27 protein-coding genes are annotated in these 26,141 nt (G+C 59.2%); 12 read left to right on the plus strand and 15 right to left on the minus strand.

The annotated features are described in order from the left end of the window. The first annotated feature begins 1 nt into the window (after position 1). The 3 genes from BM131_RS04160 (at position 2) to arfB (ending at position 2,396) form a co-directional block, all read left to right on the plus strand. A complete protein-coding gene (locus BM131_RS04160; protein WP_090186597.1) occupies positions 2-874 on the plus strand; it encodes an esterase-like activity of phytase family protein in 873 nt (290 codons plus the stop codon). A gap of 87 nt (positions 875-961) precedes the next feature. Then, the gene (locus BM131_RS04165; protein ID WP_090186075.1) at positions 962-1,588 is read left to right on the plus strand and encodes a queuosine precursor transporter; all 627 of its coding nucleotides are present in this window, start codon (positions 962-964) and stop codon (positions 1,586-1,588) included. 379 nt (positions 1,589-1,967) lie between these two features. Then, a complete protein-coding gene (arfB, locus tag BM131_RS04170) occupies positions 1,968-2,396 on the plus strand; it encodes an alternative ribosome rescue aminoacyl-tRNA hydrolase ArfB (RefSeq protein WP_090186600.1) in 429 nt (142 codons plus the stop codon). 2 nt (positions 2,397-2,398) lie between these two features. Here arfB and BM131_RS20215 read toward each other — a convergent pair whose 3' ends face one another. The 7 genes from BM131_RS20215 to BM131_RS04205 form a co-directional block, all read right to left on the minus strand. Further along, entirely contained in the window at positions 2,399-2,839 is a 441-nt protein-coding gene (locus tag BM131_RS20215; RefSeq protein WP_090186078.1) for a hypothetical protein, read from the minus strand. A 67-nt stretch (positions 2,840-2,906) separates the two neighbouring features. Further along, on the minus strand, positions 2,907-4,172 hold the full coding sequence (locus BM131_RS04180) for an ATP-dependent nuclease (RefSeq protein ID WP_175499167.1): 1,266 nt from the start codon (positions 4,170-4,172) through the stop codon (positions 2,907-2,909). A gap of 57 nt (positions 4,173-4,229) precedes the next feature. Then, the gene (gene pncB, locus BM131_RS04185) at positions 4,230-5,522 is read right to left on the minus strand and encodes a nicotinate phosphoribosyltransferase (protein WP_090186082.1); all 1,293 of its coding nucleotides are present in this window, start codon (positions 5,520-5,522) and stop codon (positions 4,230-4,232) included. A gap of 66 nt (positions 5,523-5,588) precedes the next feature. Beyond that, positions 5,589-6,041 (minus strand): tellurite resistance TerB family protein, encoded by a 453-nt coding sequence (locus BM131_RS04190; protein WP_090186085.1) that lies wholly within the window; start codon positions 6,039-6,041, stop codon positions 5,589-5,591. Positions 6,042-6,145: 104 nt separating this feature from the next. Next, on the minus strand, positions 6,146-7,192 hold the full coding sequence (locus tag BM131_RS04195; protein WP_139222582.1) for an AbrB family transcriptional regulator: 1,047 nt from the start codon (positions 7,190-7,192) through the stop codon (positions 6,146-6,148). Continuing rightward, positions 7,189-8,094 carry an oxygen-dependent tRNA uridine(34) hydroxylase TrhO gene (gene trhO / locus BM131_RS04200; protein WP_090186087.1) on the minus strand — a complete coding sequence of 302 codons (906 nt, stop codon included), beginning with the start codon at positions 8,092-8,094 and terminating at the stop codon, positions 7,189-7,191. The genes BM131_RS04195 and trhO overlap by 4 nt, the downstream gene beginning before the upstream one ends. Before the next feature lie 31 nt (positions 8,095-8,125). Then, positions 8,126-9,352: an Hsp70 family protein gene (locus BM131_RS04205; protein ID WP_090186090.1), complete on the minus strand. Its 1,227-nt coding sequence runs from the start codon at positions 9,350-9,352 to the stop codon at positions 8,126-8,128. A gap of 125 nt (positions 9,353-9,477) precedes the next feature. On the opposite strand from BM131_RS04205, the gene pncA reads away from it, so the two are divergent. The 3 genes from pncA to BM131_RS04220 all read left to right on the plus strand — a co-directional run bounded on the left by pncA (position 9,478) and on the right by BM131_RS04220 (position 11,405). Further along, positions 9,478-10,083 (plus strand): bifunctional nicotinamidase/pyrazinamidase, encoded by a 606-nt coding sequence (gene pncA / locus BM131_RS04210; RefSeq protein WP_090186092.1) that lies wholly within the window; start codon positions 9,478-9,480, stop codon positions 10,081-10,083. Positions 10,084-10,233: 150 nt separating this feature from the next. Beyond that, on the plus strand, positions 10,234-10,809 hold the full coding sequence (locus tag BM131_RS04215; RefSeq protein ID WP_245754129.1) for a L,D-transpeptidase: 576 nt from the start codon (positions 10,234-10,236) through the stop codon (positions 10,807-10,809). Between the two features lie 62 nt (positions 10,810-10,871). Further along, positions 10,872-11,405 (plus strand): L,D-transpeptidase, encoded by a 534-nt coding sequence (locus BM131_RS04220; RefSeq protein ID WP_217646842.1) that lies wholly within the window; start codon positions 10,872-10,874, stop codon positions 11,403-11,405. A 34-nt stretch (positions 11,406-11,439) separates the two neighbouring features. On the opposite strand, the gene BM131_RS04225 is transcribed toward BM131_RS04220, so the two are convergent. Next, positions 11,440-12,090, minus strand: a complete 651-nt coding sequence (locus BM131_RS04225) for a peroxiredoxin (protein ID WP_090186095.1) — start codon at positions 12,088-12,090, stop codon at positions 11,440-11,442. 118 nt (positions 12,091-12,208) lie between these two features. Between BM131_RS04225 and BM131_RS04230 the strand changes: the two genes are divergently transcribed. Further along, on the plus strand, positions 12,209-13,648 hold the full coding sequence (locus BM131_RS04230; protein WP_090186097.1) for an aldehyde dehydrogenase family protein: 1,440 nt from the start codon (positions 12,209-12,211) through the stop codon (positions 13,646-13,648). An 86-nt stretch (positions 13,649-13,734) separates the two neighbouring features. On the opposite strand, the gene BM131_RS04235 is transcribed toward BM131_RS04230, so the two are convergent. Together BM131_RS04235 and BM131_RS04240 are read right to left on the minus strand one after the other, a co-directional pair. Beyond that, positions 13,735-14,382 (minus strand): pseudouridine synthase, encoded by a 648-nt coding sequence (locus BM131_RS04235; protein WP_090186611.1) that lies wholly within the window; start codon positions 14,380-14,382, stop codon positions 13,735-13,737. A gap of 8 nt (positions 14,383-14,390) precedes the next feature. Next, a complete protein-coding gene (locus tag BM131_RS04240; protein WP_090186100.1) occupies positions 14,391-15,044 on the minus strand; it encodes a YggS family pyridoxal phosphate-dependent enzyme in 654 nt (217 codons plus the stop codon). Between the two features lie 233 nt (positions 15,045-15,277). Between BM131_RS04240 and BM131_RS04245 the strand changes: the two genes are divergently transcribed. The 4 genes from BM131_RS04245 to holA all read left to right on the plus strand — a co-directional run bounded on the left by BM131_RS04245 (position 15,278) and on the right by holA (position 20,857). Next, positions 15,278-16,519, plus strand: a complete 1,242-nt coding sequence (locus BM131_RS04245) for a porin (protein ID WP_175499169.1) — start codon at positions 15,278-15,280, stop codon at positions 16,517-16,519. 285 nt (positions 16,520-16,804) lie between these two features. Next, positions 16,805-19,363, plus strand: coding sequence for a leucine--tRNA ligase (gene leuS, locus BM131_RS04250; protein WP_090186104.1), 2,559 nt, complete (start codon positions 16,805-16,807; stop codon positions 19,361-19,363). After that, positions 19,353-19,838: an LPS assembly lipoprotein LptE gene (lptE, locus tag BM131_RS04255; RefSeq protein ID WP_139222583.1), complete on the plus strand. Its 486-nt coding sequence runs from the start codon at positions 19,353-19,355 to the stop codon at positions 19,836-19,838. The genes leuS and lptE overlap by 11 nt, the downstream gene beginning before the upstream one ends. Next, on the plus strand, positions 19,835-20,857 hold the full coding sequence (holA, locus tag BM131_RS04260; protein WP_090186109.1) for a DNA polymerase III subunit delta: 1,023 nt from the start codon (positions 19,835-19,837) through the stop codon (positions 20,855-20,857). The genes lptE and holA overlap by 4 nt, the downstream gene beginning before the upstream one ends. Before the next feature lie 19 nt (positions 20,858-20,876). Here the strand turns inward: holA and BM131_RS19920 are convergent, their stop codons facing one another. The 5 genes from BM131_RS19920 to BM131_RS04280 all read right to left on the minus strand — a co-directional run bounded on the left by BM131_RS19920 (position 20,877) and on the right by BM131_RS04280 (position 24,458). Beyond that, a complete protein-coding gene (locus tag BM131_RS19920) occupies positions 20,877-21,074 on the minus strand; it encodes a hypothetical protein (protein ID WP_139222584.1) in 198 nt (65 codons plus the stop codon). Positions 21,075-21,222: 148 nt separating this feature from the next. Further along, positions 21,223-21,426, minus strand: coding sequence for a hypothetical protein (locus BM131_RS04265; protein WP_090186112.1), 204 nt, complete (start codon positions 21,424-21,426; stop codon positions 21,223-21,225). A gap of 505 nt (positions 21,427-21,931) precedes the next feature. Continuing rightward, positions 21,932-23,107 carry a TIGR03862 family flavoprotein gene (locus BM131_RS04270; protein WP_281245303.1) on the minus strand — a complete coding sequence of 392 codons (1,176 nt, stop codon included), beginning with the start codon at positions 23,105-23,107 and terminating at the stop codon, positions 21,932-21,934. Further along, the gene (locus tag BM131_RS04275) at positions 23,104-23,703 is read right to left on the minus strand and encodes an enoyl-CoA hydratase/isomerase family protein (protein ID WP_090186114.1); all 600 of its coding nucleotides are present in this window, start codon (positions 23,701-23,703) and stop codon (positions 23,104-23,106) included. Before BM131_RS04275 ends, BM131_RS04270 begins: the two co-directional genes overlap by 4 nt. Then, positions 23,700-24,458 carry an SDR family oxidoreductase gene (locus tag BM131_RS04280; RefSeq protein ID WP_090186116.1) on the minus strand — a complete coding sequence of 253 codons (759 nt, stop codon included), beginning with the start codon at positions 24,456-24,458 and terminating at the stop codon, positions 23,700-23,702. The genes BM131_RS04275 and BM131_RS04280 overlap by 4 nt, the downstream gene beginning before the upstream one ends. 113 nt (positions 24,459-24,571) lie before the next feature. On the opposite strand from BM131_RS04280, the gene BM131_RS04285 reads away from it, so the two are divergent. Continuing rightward, the gene (locus tag BM131_RS04285; RefSeq protein WP_090186119.1) at positions 24,572-26,068 is read left to right on the plus strand and encodes a DUF2125 domain-containing protein; all 1,497 of its coding nucleotides are present in this window, start codon (positions 24,572-24,574) and stop codon (positions 26,066-26,068) included. Positions 26,069-26,141 lie beyond the last annotated feature (73 nt).

A 26,141-nucleotide genomic window follows, 5' to 3' on the forward strand; every position in this document is an offset into this window, starting at 1 on the left:
CATGCGCCGCTTGCTGCTTTTGATTGCCCTGCTTGCAGGGTGCAGTCAGGCGTTTGGCCAGACGATGGCCAGCGGTGTCACGCAAGTTGGTCGGTTCATCTGGCTGAACGATGACCCCGCTTTTGGCGGTATGTCGGGAATCGAAATCAGCGATGACGGATCGCGCTTCATCGCGCTTAGTGACCGTAGCACCTTGTGGGAGGGCACGGTAACGCGCAAAGGCGGGGTGATCACCGCCCTCACCCCTGAACTTATCACGCCGCTGCATATCTCTGACGGCAGCCCAACCGATCACCACACCGGCGATTCCGAAGGGTTGGCGCTGGGCGCTGATGGCACGGTCTATATCTCTTTCGAAGGGCTTGCCCGTGTCGCGGCCTATCCCGAGGTGACCGGCCCTGCCGTCCGAATACCGCGCATGCCTGCCTTTGACGCGATGCAGCCCAATGCCGCGCTTGAAGCGTTGGCGATTGACGCAGAGGGCGCGATTTACACCCTGCCAGAGCGGTCGGGCAGCGCGATGCAACCTTACCCCGTCTATCGCTATAAAGACGGCACTTGGACAACCGCGTTTGAAATCTCGCGCGAGGGGCCGTTCCTGCCCGTCGGCGCAGATATCGGCCCCGACGGCCTGTTTTATCTGCTAGAGCGTGACTTTACCGGCATCGGCTTTCGCAGTCGGGTCAGGCGGTTTGACATGACTGGCGGGGGGGCTGAAACCTTGCTGGAAACGCGGACGGGGGTTCATGATAACCTCGAAGGTATCTCGGTCTGGCGTGATCAAGGCGGTGCGATCCGGATGACGCTGATTGCGGATGATAACTTCAAGTTCTTTCAAACGACCGAAGTCGTAGAGTACCGCGTCGCTGATTGACGTGCAGGGCAAGGCCAGCTAAGCCACGCCGTCCCTGAATGGTTCGGGGGCCAAGTGCCGCACCCTTGCCAAAACGGATCAAATCTCATGCGTATTCTACCCGGCGTACTCGCCATGGCCGCCATTGTTGTGGCCTCCAACATCCTTGTTCAATTCCTGATACTCGACGGCCTGCTGACTTGGGGCGCGTTCACCTATCCGCTGGCGTTTTTGGTCACCGACCTGATGAACCGCATCTATGGCGTCTCTGCCGCGCGCCGCGTCGTGTTGGTGGGCCTTGTCGCCGGTATCGTCTGCTCGCTGATCGGCAGCCAGATCCAGCTAGAGTTCGGCCCCGCCGTTCCCGTCCGCGTCGCCATCGCTTCAGCGACCGCCTTTGGCGTTGCACAGCTGCTGGATATCGCCGTGTTCAACCGCTTGCGCATGGGCGTGTGGTGGTTGGCCCCGCTCGGATCGACGCTGGTGTCGTCCGTCGTGGACACGGTGATCTTCTTCTCGATCGCCTTTGCGGCCACCTTCAACAGCTTTAGCGCGGGCGCTGCGGATCAGATCATCTGGGCGCAAGATGCGGTGCCATTCCTGAACGCAGGGCCGCTTGTGCCGCTGTGGGTGTCGCTGGCTGTTGCCGACTGGTCGGTCAAGATTTTGGTCGCCCTAATCGCGCTCTTACCGTTCCGCCTGATTGTTGGGCGCGTCACACAGCCGCGCCCTTAACCGCGATCCTTGGTACATTTTAATTTGACATACACGATATGTGTGCCAAATTTGGATTTAGGCGAAACATATTGAAAGGAGGTGATCCAGTGCATCATGAAGTTCTGGAGAAGTGTGTCGGGACAGCTTGGGGGGTTCTGATCTAAGGCAGCCCTTAGGTCTGTTACCCTTCAGGTGGGTGGCCGCTTGCGGTCCCTAACCGACCCACCTCCGATATTCAGGAAAGGGCTATCCCATCGCCGGGGTAGCCCTTTTTTACGTAAATTGCATCGCAAGTGACGGGTGGGGGTAACCGTTTGGCGTAGCCAAATGTGACCCCGCAGCGGGCATGGGCGCGCGCGCCACTGGCAAAACCCGGCAAACCCGTTACATCAACCCCATGGCAGAAGATTTACGCATCACCGACACGATCACCCTGCAAGGGTGGGAGCTGACAGAGCAGTTCACCCGCGCGTCCGGCCCCGGCGGGCAGAACGTGAACAAGGTGTCCACCGCCGTTGAACTGCGGTTCGAGGCGGAGCGCTCGCCGTCGATCCCCGATCCGGTCAAGGCGCGGCTCAAGCGGCTAGCAGGCCGCCGCTGGACGCTGGACGGCGCGCTGGTGATCTTTGTGCAAGACACCCGTTCCCAAGCCCGCAACCGCGACCTTGCGAGAGAGCGACTAGCCGAGTTGATCGTCAAAGCGACCGAGCGGCCCAAACGCCGCGTGGCGACGAAGCCGACCTATGGGTCGGTGAAGCGTCGTTTGAAGGCGAAGAAGGTCAGGGGCGAGGTGAAGGCGTTGCGGGGGGATGTGGGGGAGGAGTGAGTTCAGGTCTCTGCGAAAACAAAGTTCATAGCCGCATGAACCGCTCCCAAGTCCGGTATCCCGTCCAACGCATTCCCTGCGGCCAAACTTTCAACAAATTGCCTTTGTGCGGTAAAGTTTTTCTCAATTCCAATATGAGCTTCAATCGCACCCTTCGTCCAAATCCAAATATGTTGTTGCTTAAGATCTTCGACCAGTGTCGCAATTATTGGTATTGCCTCTGCGTCAGCGGCTAGTAGCTCAAATCCTTCTGACGCTGTGCAAAGGTTGGAGTTTTTAGGCAGGCCGTCATTGGATAGTTCAAGCTGGCCATCATCTGCCAGACGTTGAAATATTGACCGAATCTCAGCTGATCTTTCATCTGTCACACCAAGAATTCCATTGTTGAAAGCTATTTTGAAAATGTAGTCTAAATCAGCTACAATACGTGCATCTAACCCCATCGCTATCAGTACATCGTAGGCCTTTTTTAGACTACCTGAGCCATTTAACCTAATAATTCCAACACGATCACTCCAAGAGTGACCTGCCTCTAATTTTTTGGTAGAGATGAGGTAGAATTGTTGTCTCTGTTCTTCCCTCAACCAAAATAACGCGATCTGAAAAAAGAAATTCTTTTGAATTTGAGAGTTCAAACAGAGTATCGGCTTGGTTGGGTAGGTCTGCGATTGCACCGGCCGCGTCTTCCATTTTGGTTAACGCATTGCAGCCATTTTCGGGCGTTCTTCGGATGATCAATGTTTTCGTGCAGTCTTCCGCTCCGATCATCTCTCCAGTGTGTGTCGTAAAAGCAATCTGGAAGCCGTTGCCCGATAGCTTTTTCAAAGCAGATCGAACCACAGCAATCGCCTGCGGATGCAAATACAATTCCGGCTCGTCGAGTAGCAGCAAAACGGTGCGTCCAGCGACGCCGCCGTCATTTCTTCGAATGTGAGCTAAAGCATTTATGAGCGCAATCTGGACTGATCGTTGAGCGCCGTGGCCCATCGTTGCAGCGTCGCCTTCGAGATCATCGCCGTATCTGTTCTCCGAAACTTTTATTGTCGCCTTCTTCAGGAAGTCGTCGATTTCCGGCATAGGAATGTGCGTCTTTGCCGACATCCCAGGAAAGAATTCAGCTAAGTACCTCTCTATCGTTTCATCAACGTCTCTTAGAATCTGATCTTTATTTACGCCCCTAGCAGACAATTGATCTGCTATTGGGGTCAGTGATGCTAGAATTTGGGCGGAATATTGCTCGCGTACAGGTTCCACAATCTGCTTAATCAATTTTCCGATCGTCGAGCTAGAGGTGGACTTGCCGACATCGTCTGCGGCATTCTCCATGGCTCCAACGAATATAACTTCGGGAAAAAGAGCACTGAGCGCGGCTGGTATACCCGTTGGTGGTGCTACCCAGTCGTTTCCTTCATTGATATCAATGATTTCGAGTCGTATTTGAGATGCGCTTTGTCCGGGTGCTGTTTGTGTGCGGCGAAAGCTAAGGCGACCGCCATCTATAAATGCAATTATTTTATTCCGGTGATTGTCGGCTAAGCCATCTAAGACGGCGTCGGTTATTCCGGTAACTTCAACGGCGACGGAAACTTCCTCTGCCGAGTTGTTAAAACTTGTCTCCGGAATGGAACTTGGCTTGATAACCCACGTAAGTGCCTCGAGCACAGAGCTTTTCCCGGCATTGTTATAGCCAACAAGTGGTGTGTAGTCGGAGAAATGGAAGGTTCCATATCTAATTGCCTTAAAGTTATGTACCGTTAAAGTTGAAATCCGGTGCAACAAACAACCCTCTCTTAGCAATGCGTTAGGGTTGCATTGGTTTTTGAGTTTTGCAACCTAAACCACAACCTCTACCCGCTCCTGCGTCCCCACCCCGAACACGCGCTTATAGCGTGCAATCTCGTCCACCGGTCCCATCGCTTTGTTCGGGTTGTCGGACAGCTTGACGGTGGCGCGCCCGTCGGCCTCGACCGCTTTGCAGACCAGCGAAAACGGGGCCAGCGCGTCGTCGGGCACCAGTCCGATAAAATCATTGGTCAGCATCGTGCCCCAGCCAAAGCTGACGCGGACGCGGCCCTGAAATTGGGCGTGCAGTTCTAGGATTTTCTCGACGTTCAGCCCGTCGGAAAAGATGATCAGCTTGGCCCTCGGGTCTTCGCCGCGGGATGTCCACCAGGCGATCGCCTCTTCCGCGCCAGTCGCGGGGTCGCCGCTGTCGATGCGGATGCCGGTCCAGCCGGCTAGCCAGTCGGGCGCGCGGTTAAGGAAGCCCGGCGTGCCAAAGGTGTCGGGCAAAATGATGCGCAGGTTGCCGTCGTGTTCGGCCTGCCAGTCGGCCAGCACGTCATAGGGCGACTGGCGCAGGGCACCGTCGCCGTCCGCCAGCGCGGCATAGACCATGGGCAATTCGTGGGCGTTGGTGCCGATGGCTTCCATATCGCGGTTCTTGGCGATCAGGCAGTTGGATGTGCCGGTAAAGGCGTCGCCCAACCCTTCTTGCAGCGCTTGCACGCACCAGTCCTGCCACAAAAAGCTGTGCCTGCGCCGCGTGCCAAAGTCTGCGATCCGCAGCCCTTCGACGCCGCGCAGCAGTTCGACCTTTTCCCAGACTTTCGTCATGGCGCGGGCATAGAGCACCTGCAGTTCAAACCGCCCCATATCCCGCAGCACAGCCCGAGAGCGCAGTTCCATCAAGATCGCCAGCGCCGGGATTTCCCACAGCATGACCTCGGGCCAAGAGCCTTCAAACGTCAGCTCGTATTGGCCGTCACGCTTTTCCAAGTGGTAGGGCGGCAGGCGCAGGTTTTCGAACCAGTCCATAAAGTCCGGCGTGAACATCTGGCGTTTGCCGTAAAAGGTGTTGCCGCGCATCCACGTGGACTCGCCGCGCGTCAGGGACAGGGACCGGACGTGATCAAGCTGCTCGCGCAGCTCTGCCTCGTCCACCAGATCGGCAAGGCGGATGGTTTTGGTGCGGTTGATCAGGGAAAACTTGACCTGCACATCCCGTTTGTTGCGAAACACCGATTGGCACATCAGCAGTTTGTAAAAGTCGGTGTCGATCAGGGACCGGACGATCGGATCGATCTTCCATTTGTGGTTCCAGACACGGGTAGCGATGTCGACCATGGGGTCCTCCGGGCGTTTCACGCGGTTAGACCAAGGCTGGGCGCGACTGGCAAGGGCTGTGCAGGTTTACAGGTGCTGCGCCTGCGCCACGGCCGCGTCGTGCAGTTCCAGCGCGCGTTCGGGGGAAACGCCCAGCGTCGCTTCGATCCGGTGCAGCAGGTCGTCTTCCTCTGGCCGCTCCATCCCGTCGGCCAGCACGACGGACCACAACGATTGCACAGCGGTTTCGCGTTCCAACATGGGGATGGCGTCGTGCAGCACGCGGGCCAGCGTGTCGGTGTCGGGCATTGCGACTTCTAGCTTTTCGCAGCGCGCGCGCATTTTGGCGGCCTCGACCGGGTTCAGCGCATACATATGCGACAGGACGTGGTCGATTTCCTCGACCTCTTCGAACAGATAGGCGCGGTCGACTTTGGCAGCGCGCACCAGAAGGGCACCCAAGGCGTGGCGGGCGTCGACCTCTGGCAAGGTGGTGGTCGTTTTGTCGGCGTGAAACAGTGACAACAGACGTTCAAGCATGGCAGGCCCCGCAATTCATTCTGCCCGCTAGGTAGCGCCGCTGGTGCAGTTGCGCAAAGGTATCGTGAAGACCTGTGCCGCAGCGCGTCATTGGCGCAACAGGGTCAGTCGCGGCGCAGCAGCCAGCGAAACACTGTGGGGGCGATGGCAATGATCAGCGTGATGCGAATGATATGCGTGACAGAGACATAGGCGAAGTCCTGTCCCAGCGTGAGCGACAGCAGCGACATCTCTGTCAGGCCGCCGGGGGAATAGGCAAGAAAGGCTTGCGATAGCGGCATGCCCATAAAGTGCGCGATGCCTTCTGCGAACAGCACGGCGATGGCGAGCATGCCAGCGGTGGCAACGGCCGCGATACCAAGATCGCGCAGGATTTCCCTGACGGTCGATCCGACAAAGCGCGCCCCGATAATTGTGCCGATAACGATCTGTGCAGCGATAATGATGACAGAGGGCGGCGCGGTATGAACCATGCCTGCGACATGGACGATGCCCGAAAGGATCATCGGGCCAAAGACGGGGGCGGCGGGCAAGTTAAGCCATTTCCCACCGATAGAGCCGAGCGCGGCGCACCCTGCAAGGATCACATAATCAAGGGCAGACAGCGCCGAAAGCGGAACGAACCCGCGTCCACCCGCACCAGACCGGACGCCCAGAAAGATACCAAAATAGGCGACAACCAGCACGACCACCAAAAAGACGCGGGCGGCATGGGCCAGCGCGATCTTTTTTTCGTTGCCGCCTGCGGCAGCGCCCAGCAGCAACATCTCATTCAAACCGCCGGGCATGGCGGCGTAAAAGGCCGTCACCGGATCATAGCCACCTAGCTTGCGGTAGACGACATACGACACCCCCGCTGCCGCGCATAGGAACAGCGGTAGCAAGATCAGCGTCGCGGCCCAGCTGCTAAGCTGGCCGAACAGCTCTGCCGTGATGCCAGAGCCAAGCAGGACGCCGATGATTGGAATGACAAAGGGGCGCAGTTTGCCCGGGCCGCGCACGGGCAGGCGCGCCATTGCGGCGATCGTGGTGCCGATCATCGGCCCCAGCATCCAAGGCAGCGGCATGCCGACAAAATACCCGATTAGCCCCGACAGCACACCAATCGTCAACGCAAGGCCAGTGTCCTGATTTCGGCGGAGTGCTTTCACAGGCTGCCGATGTGCCGTTCGCCCCGCGCCTTTGCCAGGACGATCTGGCGTTGGCGTTCGCGAAAGCGGTTCTTGTCATCGTCTGACGTTTGGTCGGCGCAGTGGTGACAGGCGACGCCGTCTTCATACTGCGGATGATTGCGGTCCTCGGGCAGCAAGGGGCGCCGGCAAGCGTGGCACAGGATATGCGGGCCTTCGGTCAGGCCATGCCCAACGCTGACGCGCCCATCAAAGACAAAGCATTCGCCCTGCCATGTGCTGTCATCCTGCGGGACTTCTTCAAGGTATTTCAGGATGCCGCCCTGCAGGTGATACACCTCTTCCACGCCCTGACCGCGCAAGTAGTTCGTAGACTTTTCGCAGCGGATGCCGCCGGTGCAGAACATCGCGATCCGCTTATTGTGAAAACGGTCTTTGTTCGCCTCCCACCAGGCGGGAAATTCGCCAAAGCTTTTGGTCTGCGGATCAACGGCACCGTCAAAGGTGCCAATCGCGACCTCATAGTCGTTGCGGGTATCGATCACGGCGACATCGGGCGCGGTAATCAGCGCGTTCCAGTCGGCGGGCGCGACGTAGTGTCCCGTGCCTTGCAGCGGATCGACGTCAGGCTGACCCATCGTCACGATCTCGCGCTTTAGGCGCACCTTCATCCGGTTAAAGGGCTGCTCGCTTGCTGTGCTTTCCTTGTGGACCAGACCTGCGCAACCGGGCAGGGCGCGCAGATGGGCAAGCACGGCGTCAATGCCGGTGCGCGATCCGGCGATGGTGCCGTTGACGCCTTCACCCGCCAGCAGCAGCGTGCCGCTGATGCCGTGCTGTTGGCACAGATCAAGCAAAGGCTGCCGCAGGGATGCGGGGTCCGGGAAGCGGGCGAAATGATAGAGCGCTGCGACAGTAAACATGGCTTTGCCATACGCCTGCCGCGCGCTGGCTTCAAGTCAGGCGCGCGGCTGCCATGGCCAAACCGTCTGACACCGCCGTGAACGCCTGCGCCCGCATTTGCTGCGCCTGCGGGAACAGATCATTCATCGCCTGCGTCACCGTCCCCATCAGGCTGGACCCGCCGACAAAGACGACAGCTGCGACATCACGCGGGGCAGTATCGCCCAGCGTTTCCCATGCGGCCTCTTTTATCGCGGTGGTCAGGTCGGACAGCGTGTCGCCCAACTGATCCGCAGACAGTGGGACCGATAGTCCCTTTTCTAGCGCTTTCAGGTCAATGACGCCCTGAGGATGGTCATTCGCTGTGATCTTGCCCGCCTCAACAGCAAAGGCGACGTCGTGGCCAAGCTCCATCGCGATGACCTCTTCTAGGCGGCCAAAGGCGGTCTGATCGACGCCCATCTTGACCAAATCCGCCACAAGGCGCCGCGTTTCTGCAGTATAAAGGAACGCAATCTTTTCCCAAGTCGCAAGATCGTTGAATATCGCATTTGGCGCTGTCGTCGTGCCGTTGCCGAATGCATTGCGCACATCACCGCCGCGTCCCAGCAAAGGCATCACATGCGCCAATGACAGCAGACGGTCAAAGTCGGTGCCGCCAATCCGCACGCCGTGGCTGTTGAGCACGTCAATCTGCCCAGCGCTTTGACGATACAGCGTAAAGTCAGATGTGCCGCCGCCGATATCAACAATCAGGCCAAGCTGGCCATCGCCCAGCGGCCCGGCGGTCAAGGCTGCGGCCTCTGGCTCTGGCAGGAATTTGACGGTTTTGAAGCCGGCAATCTGATAGGCTTCGGCCAGATCAATCTGCGCCTGCGCGTGGCGGGCAGGGTCTGGGTGGAAATGCACGGGGCGGCCCGACAGCACCGTGTCGAAATCCAGCCGCGTCGCGTCATAGGCGCGGGTGCGCACCGTCGACACAAAGCGCGCGACAGCGTCCAGCAATGTCATCTTTTCATAGCCGATCTGCCGCTGTTCGCGCATCAACGGCGTGCCCAGAACGGACTTTAGGGCGCGCATAAAGCGCCCCTCGCGCCCTTCGATCAAGGCCATATTCGCGGCGCTGCCGATCAGCGTGCGCTTGCGGTCCATGTCAAAGAACAGCGAGGTTGGCAGCGTTTCCCGGCCCGGCTCGACCGGAATGCGGAACACATTATCCCCTGCCATGACGGCGGCGGCGGTGTTCGATGTGCCAAAGTCGATCCCAAGCGTGGCCATGACTGCTTCCTCTATATGCGAAACGCCGCTGCTAGCCCAAAGCGCTGGCGGCATCAACCGTCTGAGCGATTGACCAAGGACAGGCGGGGTTTTACCCATTGGGGACCCGTTTGAAAGGCACCATTATGCAGCCCCTGACACATGCTTTGATCGTAATCGACATGCAGAACGACTTCTGCCCCGGCGGCGCACTGGCCGTCACGGGCGGCGATGACATCGTTGACGGAATCAATGCGTTGATGGCGGACTTTCAAACCGTGATCCTGACGCAGGATTGGCACCCGGCCGGGCATTCTTCTTTTGCCAGCAGTCATCCCGGTGCTGCGCCGATGCAGGTCGTCGATATGCCGTATGGGCCGCAGGTGCTTTGGCCCGACCACTGTATCCAAGGCACGCCCGGCGCTGCGTTTCATCAAGGTCTGCGCACGGACGGCGATCTGATCATCCGCAAAGGGTATAACCCGGCGATCGACAGCTATTCGGCGTTTTTCGAAAACGACCACACCACCCCAACGGGGCTAGAGGGGTATTTGCGCACACGCGGCATTACAACGCTGACCATGGTCGGCCTCGCGCTTGATTTTTGCGTAAATTATTCGGCGGTTGATGCTGCAAAGCTGGGGTTTGACGTGACCGTTCACACGCTGCTTTCTCGGGGTATTGATGTGGGTGGATCGCTGGACGCCGCCTTGGACGGGATGAAGGCTGCGGGTGTGACGCTGACAGCATAGTCATGCGCCCGTGTGGCACCTGTGGCGCGCAGGTGCCACTGCCACGTTGAATCGCCAGTGCTGCAAAACGTGGAGGGACCGAATCGACTCGGTTTGGTAACAATCAGGTAATGGCTCGAAAAATCGGGCAGCAGCAGTCAGGCAAATCAGATGATGAACCGTCGTACTTTCGCGGCCAGCGCCGCTATTTGCGTTGCAGGAACCACTGTCAGCGCCAACCCGCTTGCCCGTATCTTTGGCAGACCCACAAACCGGGCAGAGCAGTTTTTGCCGCAAGAGGTCGACGTTAGTCCCGACCTGCCCGCTGGACAGATTCACGTCATCAAAAAAGATTTCTTCCTGTACTGGACGCTCGGAAATGGCCGCGCGCGGCGCTATGGGATCGCGCTGGGTGCTGACGGGCGCAACTATACCGGCGTTCTGAAGATCAAGCGCAAGCGTGAATGGCCCAGCTGGGTGCCGACACCGCAAATGGTGCGGCTAGAGCCGGAGATTTACGGCCCCTATCGCAAAGGCCTGCCCGGCGGGCATCCGCAGAACGCATTGGGTGCGCGGGCGCTGTATTTGTATGATGGCAACGTCGACACCTACTACCGCATCCATGGCACACCCCAGCCAGAGACGATTGGTACTGCCTTTTCGTCCGGCTGCGTGCGGCTGACGAACGAATATGTGTCAGAGCTGTATGACTTGGTCCCAATCGGCACAGAGGTTTTCCTGTTCTAAGCAACGAGCCATTAACCTGATTGGCGCAAATTGTCCCCGAATCCATGATGGAAGGTTGGGGCATGAAGCGAAGACAGTTTTTGGCTGGGGCGGGTGCAGCGTTGCTTGCCAGCCCAGCAATCGCATCAAACGTCTGGCAGCGGCATCTGATTACGATGGCGCAGCCGATGTCTGCCGGTCAGATCCACGTCGATACGGGCAGCCGGTTTCTGTATCTGACCCTTGGGGGCCAACAGGCCCTGCGTTATGGCGTGTCCGTCGGTGCAGCGGGCCGACAATTTACCGGCAAGGCGGTCATTGCGCGTAAAGCGGTCAAGCCGTCGTGGGTGCCGACCCGCAACATGATCCGGGTGGAACCTGCAGTATATGGCCCCTTTGCCAGCGGCCTGCCGGGCGGACACCCTAGCAATCCCCTTGGGGCCGCGGCGCTGTATTTGCATCGGGGCGGACGCGACACGCTGTACCGCATTCACGGCACGCAGCAGCCTGACCGTATTGGGCAGGCTTTTTCGTCAGGCTGCATCCGGTTGGCGAATGCGGACATGCTCGATCTATATGCGCGGGTGTCTGTGGGGACGGTCGTGCGCGCAGCGTAAAGGTCGGGGCAGACGCGCCGCCCCGACCAATGGCTCATTTCAGTTTCGTCATCCGCAGATAAGGCAGGACGGTTTTGAAATCGCCGAACTTTTCTTTGGCATCCGCATCGGACACTGACGTCGGGATGACGACATCATCGCCGACGTTCCAGTTCGCGGGTGTCGCCACGCCGCGTCCTGCTGCGGTCTGAAGACCGTCCAGCGCGCGCAGCACCTCTGCAAAGTTGCGGCCGACGTTCATTGGATAAACCATCGACAGCTTTAGCTTTTTGTCCGGGCCGATGATGAACACGGCGCGTACGGTGGCGGTGTCATTAGGCGTGCGGCCATCGGGCAAATACGCCTCTGCTGGCAGCATGTCGAAGGCTTTGGAGATCGCAAGATCCTGGTCCGCCGCAATCGGAAAGCCGGGCTTAGCACCGCCAGCTGTCTCAATATCGACCTTCCACTTCTTGTGCTCTTCGACGCCGTCAACGGACACACCCAGCACCTTGGTGCCACGCTTGTCCCATTCGTCGGCCAATTGGGCCACTGCACCGAATTCAGTGGTGCAGACGGGGGTGAAATCCTTGGGGTGCGAAAAGATGATCGCCCAAGAATCGCCGATCCAGTCGTGTAGCTTGATCTCTCCCTGATCGGTCAAGATCGTCAGGTTGGGAACTTCGTCGTTGATGCGCAGTGCCATTGGGATGCTCCTTTTGATTGGATAGCACTTACATAGTCATTCGGCGGGGTGATGCCACTGCTTGTGCAAGACCTGCGGCGCTGTCACTCTGCCGGAAATTACGCACAAGGACCGTATCATGATCGAGAAACGCGACTTTTATATCAACGGCACGTGGGTCGCCCCGGCGCAGCCCCGTGACTGCCAAGTTATCGACCCAGCCACGGAAGAGGCGGTCGCAGTGATTTCCCTAGGCGGTCAGGCAGATACCGACGCAGCCGTCGCTGCCGCTAAGGCTGCGTTTCCCGCATGGGCGGCGCTCACACCGCAAGAACGCGCGGGCTATTGCGCCGGGATTTTGGACCAGTACCGCAAGCGCGAAGGCGAGATGGCCGAGGCGATCCGCGCCGAAATGGGCGCGCCGATCAAGCTGGCCCGCGAAAGCCAAGCGCCGTGTCTGCCGTGGCACCTAGAGAACTTTCTGACCGCCGTTGATCAGATCGAATGGATCAAACCGCTTGGCGATCACGCCCCCAATGACCGAATCGCGCTAGAGCCGATTGGCGTTGTGGGCCTGATCACGCCGTGGAATTGGCCAATGAACCAAGTTACGCTGAAGGTCATTCCAGCACTGCTGGCAGGCTGCACAATCGTGATGAAACCCAGCGAAGAGGCACCGCTGTCGTCCCTATTGTTCGCTGAATTTGTCCATGACGCGGGCGTGCCAGCTGGCGTGTTCAACCTTGTGAATGGCGACGGGCTTGGTGTCGGCTCTCAACTCTCGGCGCACCCCGACGTGGCGATGATTTCCTTCACCGGTTCGACCCGCGCTGGCATTGCCATTTCCAAGACTGCCGCAGAGACGCTCAAGCGTGTTACGCTGGAATTGGGCGGCAAAGGTGCCAACGTGATCTTTGCCGATGCTGACGAAAAGGCGGTCAAGCGCGGAGTGCTGAACTGCATGCAGAACACTGGCCAGTCTTGCAACGCGCCGACGCGGATGCTTGTGGAACGCTCTGTTTACGACCGTGTCGTTACCGAGGCGGCAGAGGTTGCCTCTGCCATTGCAGTTGGCCCCACAACGCAAGAGGGGCGGCACATTGGTCCAGTGGTCAACAAAAGCCAGTGGACGCAGATCCAAAAGATGATCGAAACGGGCATCAACGAGGGCGCGCGCCTTGTTGCTGGTGGGCTTGGTCTGCCAGAGGGCGTGAACCGTGGTTATTATGTGCGGCCCACGGTCTTTGCTGACGTCAGCAACGACATGGCGATCGCGCAGCAGGAAATCTTTGGCCCTGTGCTGTCGATCATTCCGTTCGAGGATGAAGCTGACGCTGTTCGCATCGCCAACGATACGCCCTATGGCCTGACGAACTATGTCCAGACGCAAGACGGCGCAAAGCGCAACCGGATGGCGCTGGCGCTGAAGTCCGGCATGGTCGAGATGAACGGCCAAAGCCGCGGGGCAGGCAGCCCTTTTGGCGGGATGAAGATGTCCGGCCGCGCACGTGAAGGCGGCGTTTGGGGGATCGAAGAGTTCCTTGAAAGCAAAGCCATTAGCGGCTGGTCGAACGACTAAACCAAGCGGGGTAAAACTTTTCGGATGAAGAGTTTTACCCCAACTCATTCTCAGTCAAGAATCGAAGTGTCACCAATAGCCCCGTATTAGAATGGGGCTTTGCAGGTGATTTTGGTCGGTGCACCGCCGTCGGGGTGTCTGAATTGCAGCGATTCGGAATGCAGCATCATGCGGGGAAAATCGCGCGCTGGGCCTGTCGCATAGAATGGATCGCCCAAGATGGGGTGTCCCAAGGCCAGCATGTGAACGCGCAACTGATGTGATCTGCCAGTTTGCGGCATCAGGCGCATACGGGTTTCCGTCTCTGACCGCTTCAACCTGCGCCAGTCCGTCACCGCCGCGCGGCCGTTTTCATGATCGACCATTTGTAGCGGACGATTAGGCCAATCAACGATCAGCGGCAGATCAATGGTGCCTTTCGCCTCTTCGACCTTACCCCAGACCCGCGCGATGTAAGTCTTCTTAGTATACCGCTTTTCGAACTGTAGGCCCAGATGGCGCTGGGCGTGCGGCGTCAGGGCAAAGATCATGACGCCGGACGTATCGCGGTCCAGCCTGTGCACGAGCAGCGCCGTTGGGAAAACAGCCTGCACCCGCGTGATGAGACAGTCCGCCAGATGCTCGCCTTTGCCTGGCACGGACAGCAGGCCTGCGGGTTTGTCGACCAAAATGACCTGATGGTCGTCGTGCAAGACCACGAGCGGGTCCATTGGTGGGTTGTAGTCATCACTCATGACAATAGTCATAATGGGGTCCGATCGCCGAAAATTGCAGATCCGACGCGGATATGTGTCGCCCCATGCGCGATGGCCGTTTCGAAATCGCCGCTCATCCCCATCGATAAGCCCAGCAGTCCGTTGCGGACAGCAATCTCGCGCAGCATGTCAAAGTGCGGGGCTGGGTCCAGATCGGCAGGCGGGATGCACATCAGACCCATCACCGGTAGGTCGCCGTCCTGCGCGTTGCGGATCAGGGCATCGGCATCTTGCGGTAAGACGCCTGCCTTTTGCGGCTCTGCGCCGGTATTGATCTGGATGAACAGCTTTGGGCATGTCCCCATCTCTTGCGTAAGCCGGATCAGAGTGTTGACCAGTTTGGGCCGGTCCACAGTGTGGATCGCATTGAACAGTTCCATCGCGCTGCGCGTCTTGTTCGTTTGCAATGGCCCGATCAAATGCAAATCGACCTCGCCAAACGTTGCGCGAAAGTCCGGCCACTTACCTTGCGCCTCTTGAACCTTGTTCTCTCCAAAGATTCGTTGCCCTTGGGTCAAGACAGAGTGGATTCGGTCCAAAGGTTGTACTTTTGACACCGCGATAAGCGTCACGTCGCCGGGATCGCGTCCGGCAGATTGTGCAGCCTGCGCCGCGCGGGCTCTGATTGTATCAAGTGTCATTGCCGTTTCCCCAAGTCCTTCAGATCGCTTGCCTGTTGGGGCATAAGGCGAAAATCATCCGAAGTCATGACAACTTGTTGCCGAAATCGTGTGTGTCCCTGTTGCATCATTTTCCTGCGACTGGGGCTTGCCAAGGCCAAATCTCTTGAGTGAGCAGCCGATCAGGCGCAATTACTGCCCCAATGCCGGAGCAACTGGCATATCTTGGAATGCAAAACACGAGGGAATTATCCATGAAAAGCATCCTTCTTACCTCGACCGCGCTGGTTGCCTTTGCTGGTGCCGCTGCTGCTGAGAGCCACGCCTCCGCTGACATGATGGGCCCACAGGGCGTTGTCTGGGGTGCCGACGGCGAGTTCGGTTACAACAAAGAAGTCGAAGATGGCTTCTACTTCGACGGTGGCTTGGCAGTTTCGACATCTGCTGGCATGAACATGGGCCTGACCGCTGGTCTGACTCTGGACGTCGATCTGACCTTCAACGACGCAGAAGGCGACGTTGCAGATCCTTCCGGTGACGGCGCGTTCAGCAACATCGGCATCAGCGGTTCCGACTTTGTCGTGTTCGTTGAAGGTCAAGGCGCAGCTGTCTACGCTGGTGACACCGCAACCGCGTCCGAAAAGACCTGGTCCGGCACAACCAACATGGAAAACGACGGCTTCCTGGAAGTCGACGACGTCAATGACGGCGCTGACGACGGCGATTTCGTCGATGGCGTGATCCGTGGCGATCTGGCCTACGGTCCTGTAACGGCTTCGCTGTCGTTCCTGATGGCTGACGGCGCAGACACAAATGGCGACCTTGATGGCCTTGACGGTCTGCAGTTCGGCGCAGTGTCCACCTTTGGTGCGTTCACCGTGGGTATGACGTACCAGCAAGGCGTTAGTGGCGCTCTGGTAGACGCAGACGATACCGCAACTGCAGGCAGTGACGGCATCATCGGCAACTCTGACGATGGTGTAGAGAACCCCGGCACCGTTGACGAAGTCATCGGCGTGTTCGCTTCGACCACGTTCTCTGGCGCAAACGTCAAAGTTGCTTACGCTACGAACCTGGACACCGAAGAGGACTCCGTTGGCTTCCAGCTGGACTACCCATTCGGTCCGGTCACCGCGACTGTGTTCTACTCCATCGAATCTGCAGTTGACGACAACTACGGTGTGGCTGTTGCCTACGCTAACGGTCCTGTCGCAGCGACTGCTTACTACCACGATGGTAACGACCAGGAAATCGGCCTGGAAGGTTCCTATGACTTCGGCATGGGCCTGACCATGTACGCTGGTTACATCCAGAACGACGGCGACAGCGATGCGACTGAAGCATACGCAGCTGCTGAGTACGACCTGGGTGGCGGTGCTAGCCTGATCGCAGCTTACGGCGACGCTGGCGACACCTACACCGGTGACAACGACGAAATCGGTAACGCTTACGAAGTCAACGAAGGCACAACAATTGCCGTCTCCTTCACGTTCTAATCGAACCTGAAGACTTCAAGATTGGGGCGGTCCTTCGGGGCCGCCCTTTTTCGTTTGCGTAGGGCTCTGGCGCATGTCGCGGTCTATCGGACTTGTGACGGCCCTCTTGCTTCGCTACATCTTTTGGCGAAACAACCGTCGGTGCGGCGGCGCGCGATTTTGCGAATGAACTGGACACTTGGCCCATTGGGCTACAGTTGACCGGCTATTCCGGGCCGCATCCCCCGCCCCGTTTGCCGCCATTGCCGTTATCGATCCGGCCTGCCCGAAGAAAGCCTTCACCAGATGACCACCTATTCCCCCGCTGAAATCGAAGCCCGCTGGCAGGCCGCATGGTCCGCCGCCGATGTGTTCAAGGCGGTGCGCAGCGACGACAAGCCAAAGTATTACGTGCTGGAAATGTTCCCTTATCCGTCGGGTCGCATCCACATCGGGCACGTGCGCAACTATACGATGGGCGACGTGATCGCGCGTTATAAGATGTCCACCGGGCATAATGTGCTTCACCCGATGGGTTGGGATGCTTTCGGCATGCCGGCTGAAAACGCGGCGATGGCCAGTGGCGGCCACCCCAAGGATTGGACCTATCAGAACATCGCCGACATGCGCGATCAGATGAAGCCGCTGGGCCTGTCGATTGATTGGTCGCGCGAATTGGCCACCTGTGATCCGGAATACTACGGTCAGCAGCAGGCGCTGTTCCTCGATTTTCTGGAAAAGGGCCTGATTTATCGCAAAAAAGCGATCGTGAACTGGGATCCGGTCGATATGACCGTTCTGGCGAACGAGCAGGTCGAAGACGGCAAAGGCTGGCGTTCTGGCGCAGAGGTTGAGCGCCGCGAGCTGACGCAATGGTTCTTTAAGATCTCTGACTATTCAGAAGAACTGCTTGAAGGCCTTGATGGGCTGGATGACTGGCCTGCGAAGGTCAAGCTGATGCAATCCAACTGGATCGGCAAATCCCGTGGTTTGCAGTTCAGCTTTGGCCTAACCGATGCCCCCGATGGACACGACCGGGTAGAGGTTTACACGACCCGCCCCGACACGCTGATGGGTGCGTCTTTTGTCGGCATCTCGCCCGATCATCCTTTGGCGAAATCGCTGGAACGCCATGACCCCGCGGTCGCAGCATTCTGCGCCGACGTGCGCAAAGGCGGCACGACCGAAGAGGCGTTGGAAAAGGCCGAAAAGCGCGGCTATGACACCGGGCTGAAAGTGCGCCACCCCTTTGACACCGCGTGGGAATTGCCGGTCTATATCGCGAACTTCGTGTTGATGGACTACGGCACTGGCGCGATCTTTGGTTGCCCCGCACATGATCAGCGCGACTTTGAATTTGCGACGAAATACGACTTGCCCATCACCGCGACCTTCCTTCCGTCAGAAGATGCCGAAGCGGCGCTGACCGAGGCGTATACGCCAGCGAAAACCGAAAAGGTGTTTTACGTCAAAGGTTTCGCAGGCGAAGATTGGCAGACTGGCGCTGATGCCGTCGATGCCGCCATCGCGTTCTGTGAGGCGAATGGCGTCGGCCATGGCGTCACCAAGTTCCGTCTGCGTGATTGGGGCCTGTCCCGCCAGCGCTATTGGGGTTGCCCGATTCCGATCATCCACTGCGACACTTGCGGTGTGGTGCCAGAGGCGAAGGAAAACCTGCCCGTCGAACTGCCCTATGACGTCACCTTTGACGTCCCCGGCAACCCGCTGGACCGTCACCCGACATGGCGCAACTGCGCTTGCCCGAAATGCGGCGCGGATGCGCGGCGCGAGACGGATACGATGGACACCTTCGTCGACTCGTCATGGTATTATGCGCGCTTTACCGCGCCGCGTGCTGATACGCCGACGGTCCATGACGACGCCGCCTATTGGATGAACGTCGACCAATACATCGGCGGCATCGAACACGCGATTTTGCACCTGTTGTATTCCCGCTTCTTCGCCCGCGCGATGCACATGACTGGCCACCTGCCCAGCACGGCGGCCGAGCCGTTTAACGCCTTGTTCACCCAAGGTATGGTCACCCACGCGATCTATCAGACCAAGCGTCCCGATGGCCGACCCAACTATCACTACCCCGAAGAGGTCACGCTGCGCGACGGCGGTGCCTTCCTAGAGGACGGCACACAGGTCGAGGTGATCCCTTCTGCCAAGATGTCGAAGTCCAAGAATAACGTGGTCGATCCGGTCAACATCGTGCGTCAATACGGGGCCGACACCGCCCGCTGGTTCGTGCTGTCAGACAGCCCGCCGGAACGGGACGTCGAATGGACAGCCTCTGGCGCGGAAGCGACCTACAAGCATCTGGGCCGCGTCTGGCGCACCGCCAATGACATCGCGCAAAGCACGGTTGAGGGCGCAACCGACGGTGATCAGACGCTGCTAAAAGAGATGCACCGCGCCGTGCGCGATGTGACGCTGGGAGTCGAATCCTTTGGCTTTAACGCAGCGATTGCCCGGCTTTATGCATTCACAAATGCGCTGTCGAAATCCAAAGCCAGCACATCGGCCCGCCGCCAGGCCGCGATGACGCTAGCCCAGTTGATGGCCCCGATGACGCCGCACTTGGCCGAGGACGTCTGGTCGATGCTGGGCGGCGAAGGGCTGATCCTGCACGCCCCATGGCCGCAGCCGGACGAGGCCATGTTGGTCGACGCCGAGGTCACGCTGCCAATTCAAATCAACGGCAAGCGTAAATCGGAAATCACCGTGGCCGCCGATGCGGATGCGGCGACAGTCGAAAAATTGGTGCTGGCGCAGGATGCCGTGCAGCGGAACCTGGATGGCGCAACGCCGAAAAAGATCATCGTTGTCCCCGGCCGGATCGTGAACATTGTTGTATAAGCTCGCCTCTCGCCGCGCAGTGCTGCTGGCCTTGATGGCGGTCGGGGCCTGCGGGTTCACGCCCGCGCTGGCTCCGGGCGGCGATATGCTTAAGTTGCGCAATACGGTCGCGGTCAGCGCGCCGGACACCATCGCGGGATTTGCAATCCGCAGCCGGTTGATTGACCGGCTGGGGCGGGCGACGGCCCCGATCGCGACGCTCAGCGTGAACGTCGAAGAGGCGCTGGACGTTGCGGCGCAATCGCAAAGCGGCGCGACCCTACGGTATAACGTGGTTGGGGCTGCGGGCTGGCAGCTGACCGCGGCTGACGGAACAGTCTGGGGCAGCGGTCAGGTCGACGGCTTTACCAGCTACGCCGCGACGGGCTCGACTGTGGCAACGCAATCCGCTGCGACGGATGCGGTGGGGCGGCTGATGATCATTTTGGGTGACAAGGTCGTCGCGCAACTGATGCTGCTGGACCTGCCACAGTGAAGCTGACCGGGCGCAATGCAGCGGACTTTATTCGTAAGCCGCAGGCGACTCGTGCCGGGATCTTGATCTTTGGCGCTGATCCGATGCGCGTAGCCACCGCGCGGGCGCAAATTGTGAATGCATTGGTCGGACCGCAAGGCGAATCCGAAATGCGTCTGACGCGCATCGCCGCCAGCGATCTGCGCAAAGACCCCGCGCTTGTGAATGATGCAGTCAAGGCGCAAGGCTTCTTTCCCGGTCCTCGCGTCGCACTGGTCGAGGACGCGACGGACGGTTTGTCGAAACTGATGACCACCGTGCTGGAGGATTGGCGCGAAGGGGATGCGCAGTTGGTTGTGACTGCTGGTCAGCTGACTGCGAAATCGGCGCTGCGCAAGGTGTTCGAGGGGCATAGCAACAGCGTTGGGATCGCGCTTTATGACGACCCGCCCAATGCTGAGGACGTGCAGATTTTGCTAGATGCCGCCAAACTGGCGATTCCGAATCGCGACGTGATGGATGCCATTATGGCGATGGCACACAGTCTGACCCCCGGCGATTTTCGCCAAACGATCGAAAAACTGGGCCTGTATAAGCTGGGCGATCCAGAGCCGCTCAGTGTTGCCGATGTCGCGCTGTTGGCCCCGCAGTCGGCTGATGTGGATGTCGATGATATTCTGGTGGTCGTGGCCGAGGGCAATTCCCAGATGATCGGCCCAGTGCTGCGCGACCTTTATGCGCAAGGCGTGTTGCCGATTACACTGTGCATTGGTGCGATGCGCCATTTCAGGCAGCTGCATGTCGTCGCTTCTGATCCCGGCGGCCCCGGTCAGGGTATCGGCCGTCTGCGGCCTCCTGTCTTCGGCCCGCGCCGGGACCGACTGGTGCGGCAAGCATCGCAATGGGGGCGGGATCGTTTGGAGCGCGCGATTGCGGCGCTCACGGACACTGACCTGACCATGCGGTCAGCAAGCCATGCACCGCAGCATGCGCTGATGGAACGGACGCTGATCCGGCTTGCAATGATGGCCCGCCACTGATCCGCGTCCGCTGCGCCGCTTAGTTAGCCGCCGCCAGCGCAAGTGCGGCAAGCAGGCCGACGATCACCAGATCACCTTTTGGCATAGGTGCCACCGGCTGTGTGGTAACCTGATTTTTGGTTGCGGTTGCGGTTGTATGGCTGTCAGCCAAGGCAGCAGGCGCTGTAAGCGCTGTCATCACTGCAAGGGCCACGATACGGGACTTTTGATGTTTCAAAGGTCTCTCCAGTTTTGTGGTTGCGTGTGATGGACGGCTAACAAAGGTCCTGTTCAGATGTCAAATCAGTGCGAAAATACTTATAAGCAAAGAAAAAGGGCTGGCGAAACGCCAGCCCTTTCAAATCTTGTTCTAATCCGATGAGGGATTAGTAGGAGCCGGAAGCTGCGACCAGAGCGGCCAGCAGGCCCAGAACGATGTAGCCGGAGTTCACGGAACCGGTAGGTGCCATCGGTGTGTCGACGACGACAACCGGAGCTTCCATGACTTCAGGAGCCAGGCCGCCAGCGGAAGCTGCGGCACCAGTCACTGCGATTGCGGCAGCGGCTGCGAGGGTAGTGGTGATGCGCATTGTGGGTACTCCAATTAGATGCACGTTGTGGACGATCACAAGTTGTCTATCCACGTTTTATGCCCAAAACAAGATACTTGTGAAAATCGGACAACACTGTTGCCACATCTGCACGCATCTCGCTCGGCGGAGTCCTGCTCGCAACCAGCTTACGCGCTGAGGACTTGGGTGCAATGACTTTTATTGAAACGGCAACCTATTGAATTTTAATGACTTAATCCAATTCTATGCATTGGGGGTGGTTTGGGTCGCTTAGTTTGTGTTGGCAGCGCATCCCTAATCTGGCAGCCAAGGCGATGCTGCATTGCAACAGTTCCATGCAATAAGAGTGATTAATCTCTGGGCTGTCACATGGCCGATTAACTGTTGAAATGGATTGCGCCGACGGTGTCCAAGCCAGCGTGCGGCGTTCAAAAGCCTGTGTAACAAGGCCATCGGGCCGCTTTAATAGCACGAGGAACGGCCTCTAAGCCGTTCTGATCGCAATCGAATCATTCGAATCGCGTCACGCGGCGATTTGGTGCAAAGCGGCGACAGCGGCGGCGCGCCCGGTCGCAAGGCAAGCGGTAATCAGGTAGCCGCCGGTGGGTGCCTCCCAATCCAGCATCTCTCCGGCGGCAAAGGTGCCGGGCTTGCTGGGCAGCATTAGGCCATCAAGCTGCGAAAAGCGCAGCCCGCCAGCGGTCGAAATCGCCTGATCAAGCGGGGCAGGGCCGCTGTGCATCATGGGTAATGCCTTTAACAACGCCGCTGTGTGGGTGGCAGGTTCAGCGCGGCGGGACATCTCGTTGAACAACGCGATTTTGACGGGCGGTAGGCGCAGCGTGGATTTCAGGATTTTGCCTAGGCTCGATTTTTGGCGTGCCGCGTCCAGCTTTTGCTGCAAGGCCGAAAGCTCGTGATCTGGCATCAAGTCCACAAAAAGGGGCGCACCATCGCGGACCGCTGCGGATACGGCATAAATACCGCCACCCTCAATCCCGTTCTGCGTAATCACCCATTCACCCCGAGAGGTCGCCTTTCCGGCATGCAAGGTCGTCGCCTTGATCGGCTGGCCAAAATAGGGGGCCATGTGGTCAGACCAATCCACGCGAAAGCCGCAGTTTGCGGGTTTGAATGGCGCGACGTCGCTGAAATGATCGGCCCATTGCCCGTCCGAGCCGAGCCTGCGCCAGCTTGCGCCGCCGCAGGCCAAAATGGTGATGTCGGCGCTGCGCGTGACCGGCCCATCAGGCGTGTCAAAGCGCAAGGCATTGCCGTCCCAGCCCGTCCACGTCCAGCGCGTCAAAAGGGTGACGCCTTGTTGCGTCAGCCTATTCAACCACGCCCGCAAGAGTGGAGAGGCCTTCATCGCGACGGGGAACACCCGCCCTGTCGAGCCTGTAAAGACGGGTTGCCCCAACCCTTCCGCCCAAGCCGTCACCTGTGCTGGGCCAAATTGCGCCAAGGCATCGCGCAGAGCTGGGGGCGCATCGCCAAAGGCTGCATCGAACTGAGCTGGATCTTCAATCTTGGTCAGGTTCAGGCCTGATTTTCCGGCCATCAGAAATTTGCGCCCAACGGACGGCATCTGGTCTATCACCGTGACAGCGACGCCTGAGGCGGACAAAACGTCAGCGGCCATAAGCCCGGCTGGTCCTGCACCCACGATGATTGCCGTCTTTTGGTCTGTGCCTGTCACTGCAACATTGCCTTGATCGCGCTGACATGGGTCAGATCAGCTGCCAGCGCGTCACTGCACAAGGCTGTCGCGGCTGCCACCGGATCATCGGCAATCTGGTCGAGCAATCCGCAAGCCAAAGCGTCTTGCGCTGTCAGTTTGGCACCTGCCAAAAGGATTAGCTTTGCCCGAGACAGGCCTGCCAGTGCGATCAGCCGTGCGGGATCACCGGGTTGGGGCAATACGCCAAGTTTCATGACAGGGTAGAACACCTTGGCCCCCGGCGCGGCGACGCGCAGATCGCAAGCAAGCGCCATACCGCAGGCACCGCCGGCAAGCGTGCCATTTAAGGCCGCGATGGTCAGGCCGGGCAGGGCGGCGATTGCGGCTGACAATTCCTCCCATAAGGGAGACGTTTTCAGCTCTGCCACATCGGCCAAATCGGCCCCGGCGCTAAACACGCGCCCGGTGCCGGTCAGGATCATCGCCTTAGCAGACCTAGCCGCGCGCACAGCGACGATCAGATCGCGCAGCATGTCGGCGGTCAGGGCGTTCGCCTTGTCCGGACGATCCAGCGTGATGATCGCCAGATCGCCATCGCGGTCGGTCTTTATCACGCGACGCCAACCTTTTTGCGGATGTCGTCGTCCCGCAGGGATACGTCTTTGCCAAGCCACGGATCGGCCTCGGCGGTGCACATCCAGACCAGCGCCTGCGCGGCCCATTCGGGCGGGATATGCGCGGACCAGTCTAGCTGGGCAACAGGGCCGACGCCGGACTGCTTGATTTCACGCTGCATGTCGGTGGCGACGGTGCCGGGCGACAGGCCAAGGATGCGCAGGCCTTTGCCGCGGTTTTCGCGGTCGGCAACTTGCGTCAGCATATACGCGCCCGCCTTGCTGGCGCAGTAGGCGGACCAGCCCTCTAGCGGGTTATGGGCGGCACCCGACGATACGGTGATGATGGTGCCCGATCCCTGCGCAATCATCGGACCCATTGCTGCGCGCATGCCGTGCATGACGCCCTTGAGGTTGATGTCGATGGCCTTGCCCCATGCCTCTGGGTCAACATGGCTAAGCGCGCCGATCGGGTCGATGACGCCAGCGTTGTTGATGACGACGTCGATCTTGCCGAAAGTTTGGATCGCGGCGTTCACGGCCTGCTCTGCCTCCCAGTAGCGGGACACGTCGCAGGGGATCGCCAGCGCTTGTTTGCCGATCTGCCCCGCAAGCTCGGTAATCTGCTCGCGGGATCGCGCAACCAAGGCGACATTGGCCCCAGCGGCAGCAAAAGCCTGCGCGGCGGCGGCCCCGATGCCGCGGCTTGCGCCTGTGATCAGAACGGTTTTACCGGTCATGTCAAAGTTTTTCATCGCACTCCCTTTCGGTCCCCGGCGGGACACTTTAGCGTTGCGCCAGAATTCCCCACTTGGACCGGAACGGCAAGAGCGCCGCGCCAAAGTTCAGTCCCACAAGGATTAGTCCCATGATGACATCTAAAGCACTACGCGCAAGCGCTTGCCTGACGGCAGTGATGCTTGCCCCTGCGGCACACGCCGATGTAACCGCCCAGCAGGTCTGGGACGCGTGGCAGGACAGCATGACCGAATACGCCGCATCCGCGCAGATCACGACCGGTGCGGTTGATGCGTCCGGTGACACGGTGACGGTCACCGATTTTGCCCTGAATAACGACATCGACGGCGACACGGTCAGCATGACGATCCCGCAGATCGTCTTTACTGGCGCGGGTGATGGCACTGTTGATATCACGCTGTCCGACACAGTTCCGGTTGAATTCACCACCGGTGCTGACGTCGATGTAAAGATGAGCATCAAGCAGACTGGGACTGTTATCAAGGCCAGCGGCACGCCAGAGGCGTTGAGCTATGATGTCGCAGCGGATCAATATGTCATCTCTGTCGACAAGCTAACGGGCACCGACGGCACCATCGACGGCGATATGCGTGTGGCGCTGAATGCGGTCAAAGGCACATCGACGATGGTGACCGGCGATCTGCGCGAAAGCAGCTATGATCTGACGGCGGGCACGGTCGATCTGCTGGTCGACATTACCGCACCGGATGCGACCTCTGTCATGATCTCGGGTAAGATTGATGGCGTTGCCAGCGCTGGCACCAGTAGCGCGCCGGTGGATCTGGACTTTACCGACCCGGCCGCGATGTTCGGCGGCGCGTATGTTGCCAAGGGTAGCTATACCAGCGGGCCTTCGGCCTACATCATCGCCGTGGATGGTACGACGACGGTGAATGGCACCGCAACCAATGGTCCGGGCACGATGTCCTATTCCGTCGGGCCAGAAGGGCTGTCCTATGATATCACAGCCACCGACGTGAATGCCGACCTGACCAGCAGCGAAATGCCGTTCCCGTTTAAGCTGTCTGCAGCGTCCTATGGCTTTGCCATGACGACGCCGTTGGCACCAACAGATGCGCCTGTGCCGTTCAAACTGGCGCTGGACCTGTCCGGCGTCACCGTGAACGAGGAAATCTGGGCGATGGTCGATCCGTCATCCGCCCTGCCGCATGACCCTGCGACGATCAAGCTGGACGTGACCGGCGCAGCGCAATTGGATGTGCCGCTGATGGACGCTGAACAGGCGCAGGCGCTTGCGATGGAGCCTGGCTTCCCCGGTAAGATCGAAAGCCTGTCGCTGAACAATCTGACTGTGGATGCGGTCGGTCTGAACGTGAACGGAACCGGCGAATTCACCTTTGATAACGCCGACACGACGACCTTTCCGGGCATGCCGCGCCCCGATGGTACGGTCACGATTGACGTGGCCGGGGCCAACGCGCTGATCGACAACCTGATCACAATGGGTCTGATCCCGGCAGAGCAGGCGATGATGCCGCGCATGATGCTGGGTATGTTCGCAAAACCCGTCGGCGAAGACGCGGTGCAATCGGTGATCGAGGTGAAAGACGGTCAAGTCATGGCCAATGGTCAGCGCATTCGCTGACCCCTGCGCGCAGCCCGTCACCTTGCGGTGCGCGGCTGCGCGGACTACCTGAATGGGCGACATAAAGGAAACC

It is taken from the genome of Loktanella salsilacus (genome assembly GCF_900114485.1).
Lineage (GTDB): Bacteria > Pseudomonadota > Alphaproteobacteria > Rhodobacterales > Rhodobacteraceae > Loktanella > Loktanella salsilacus.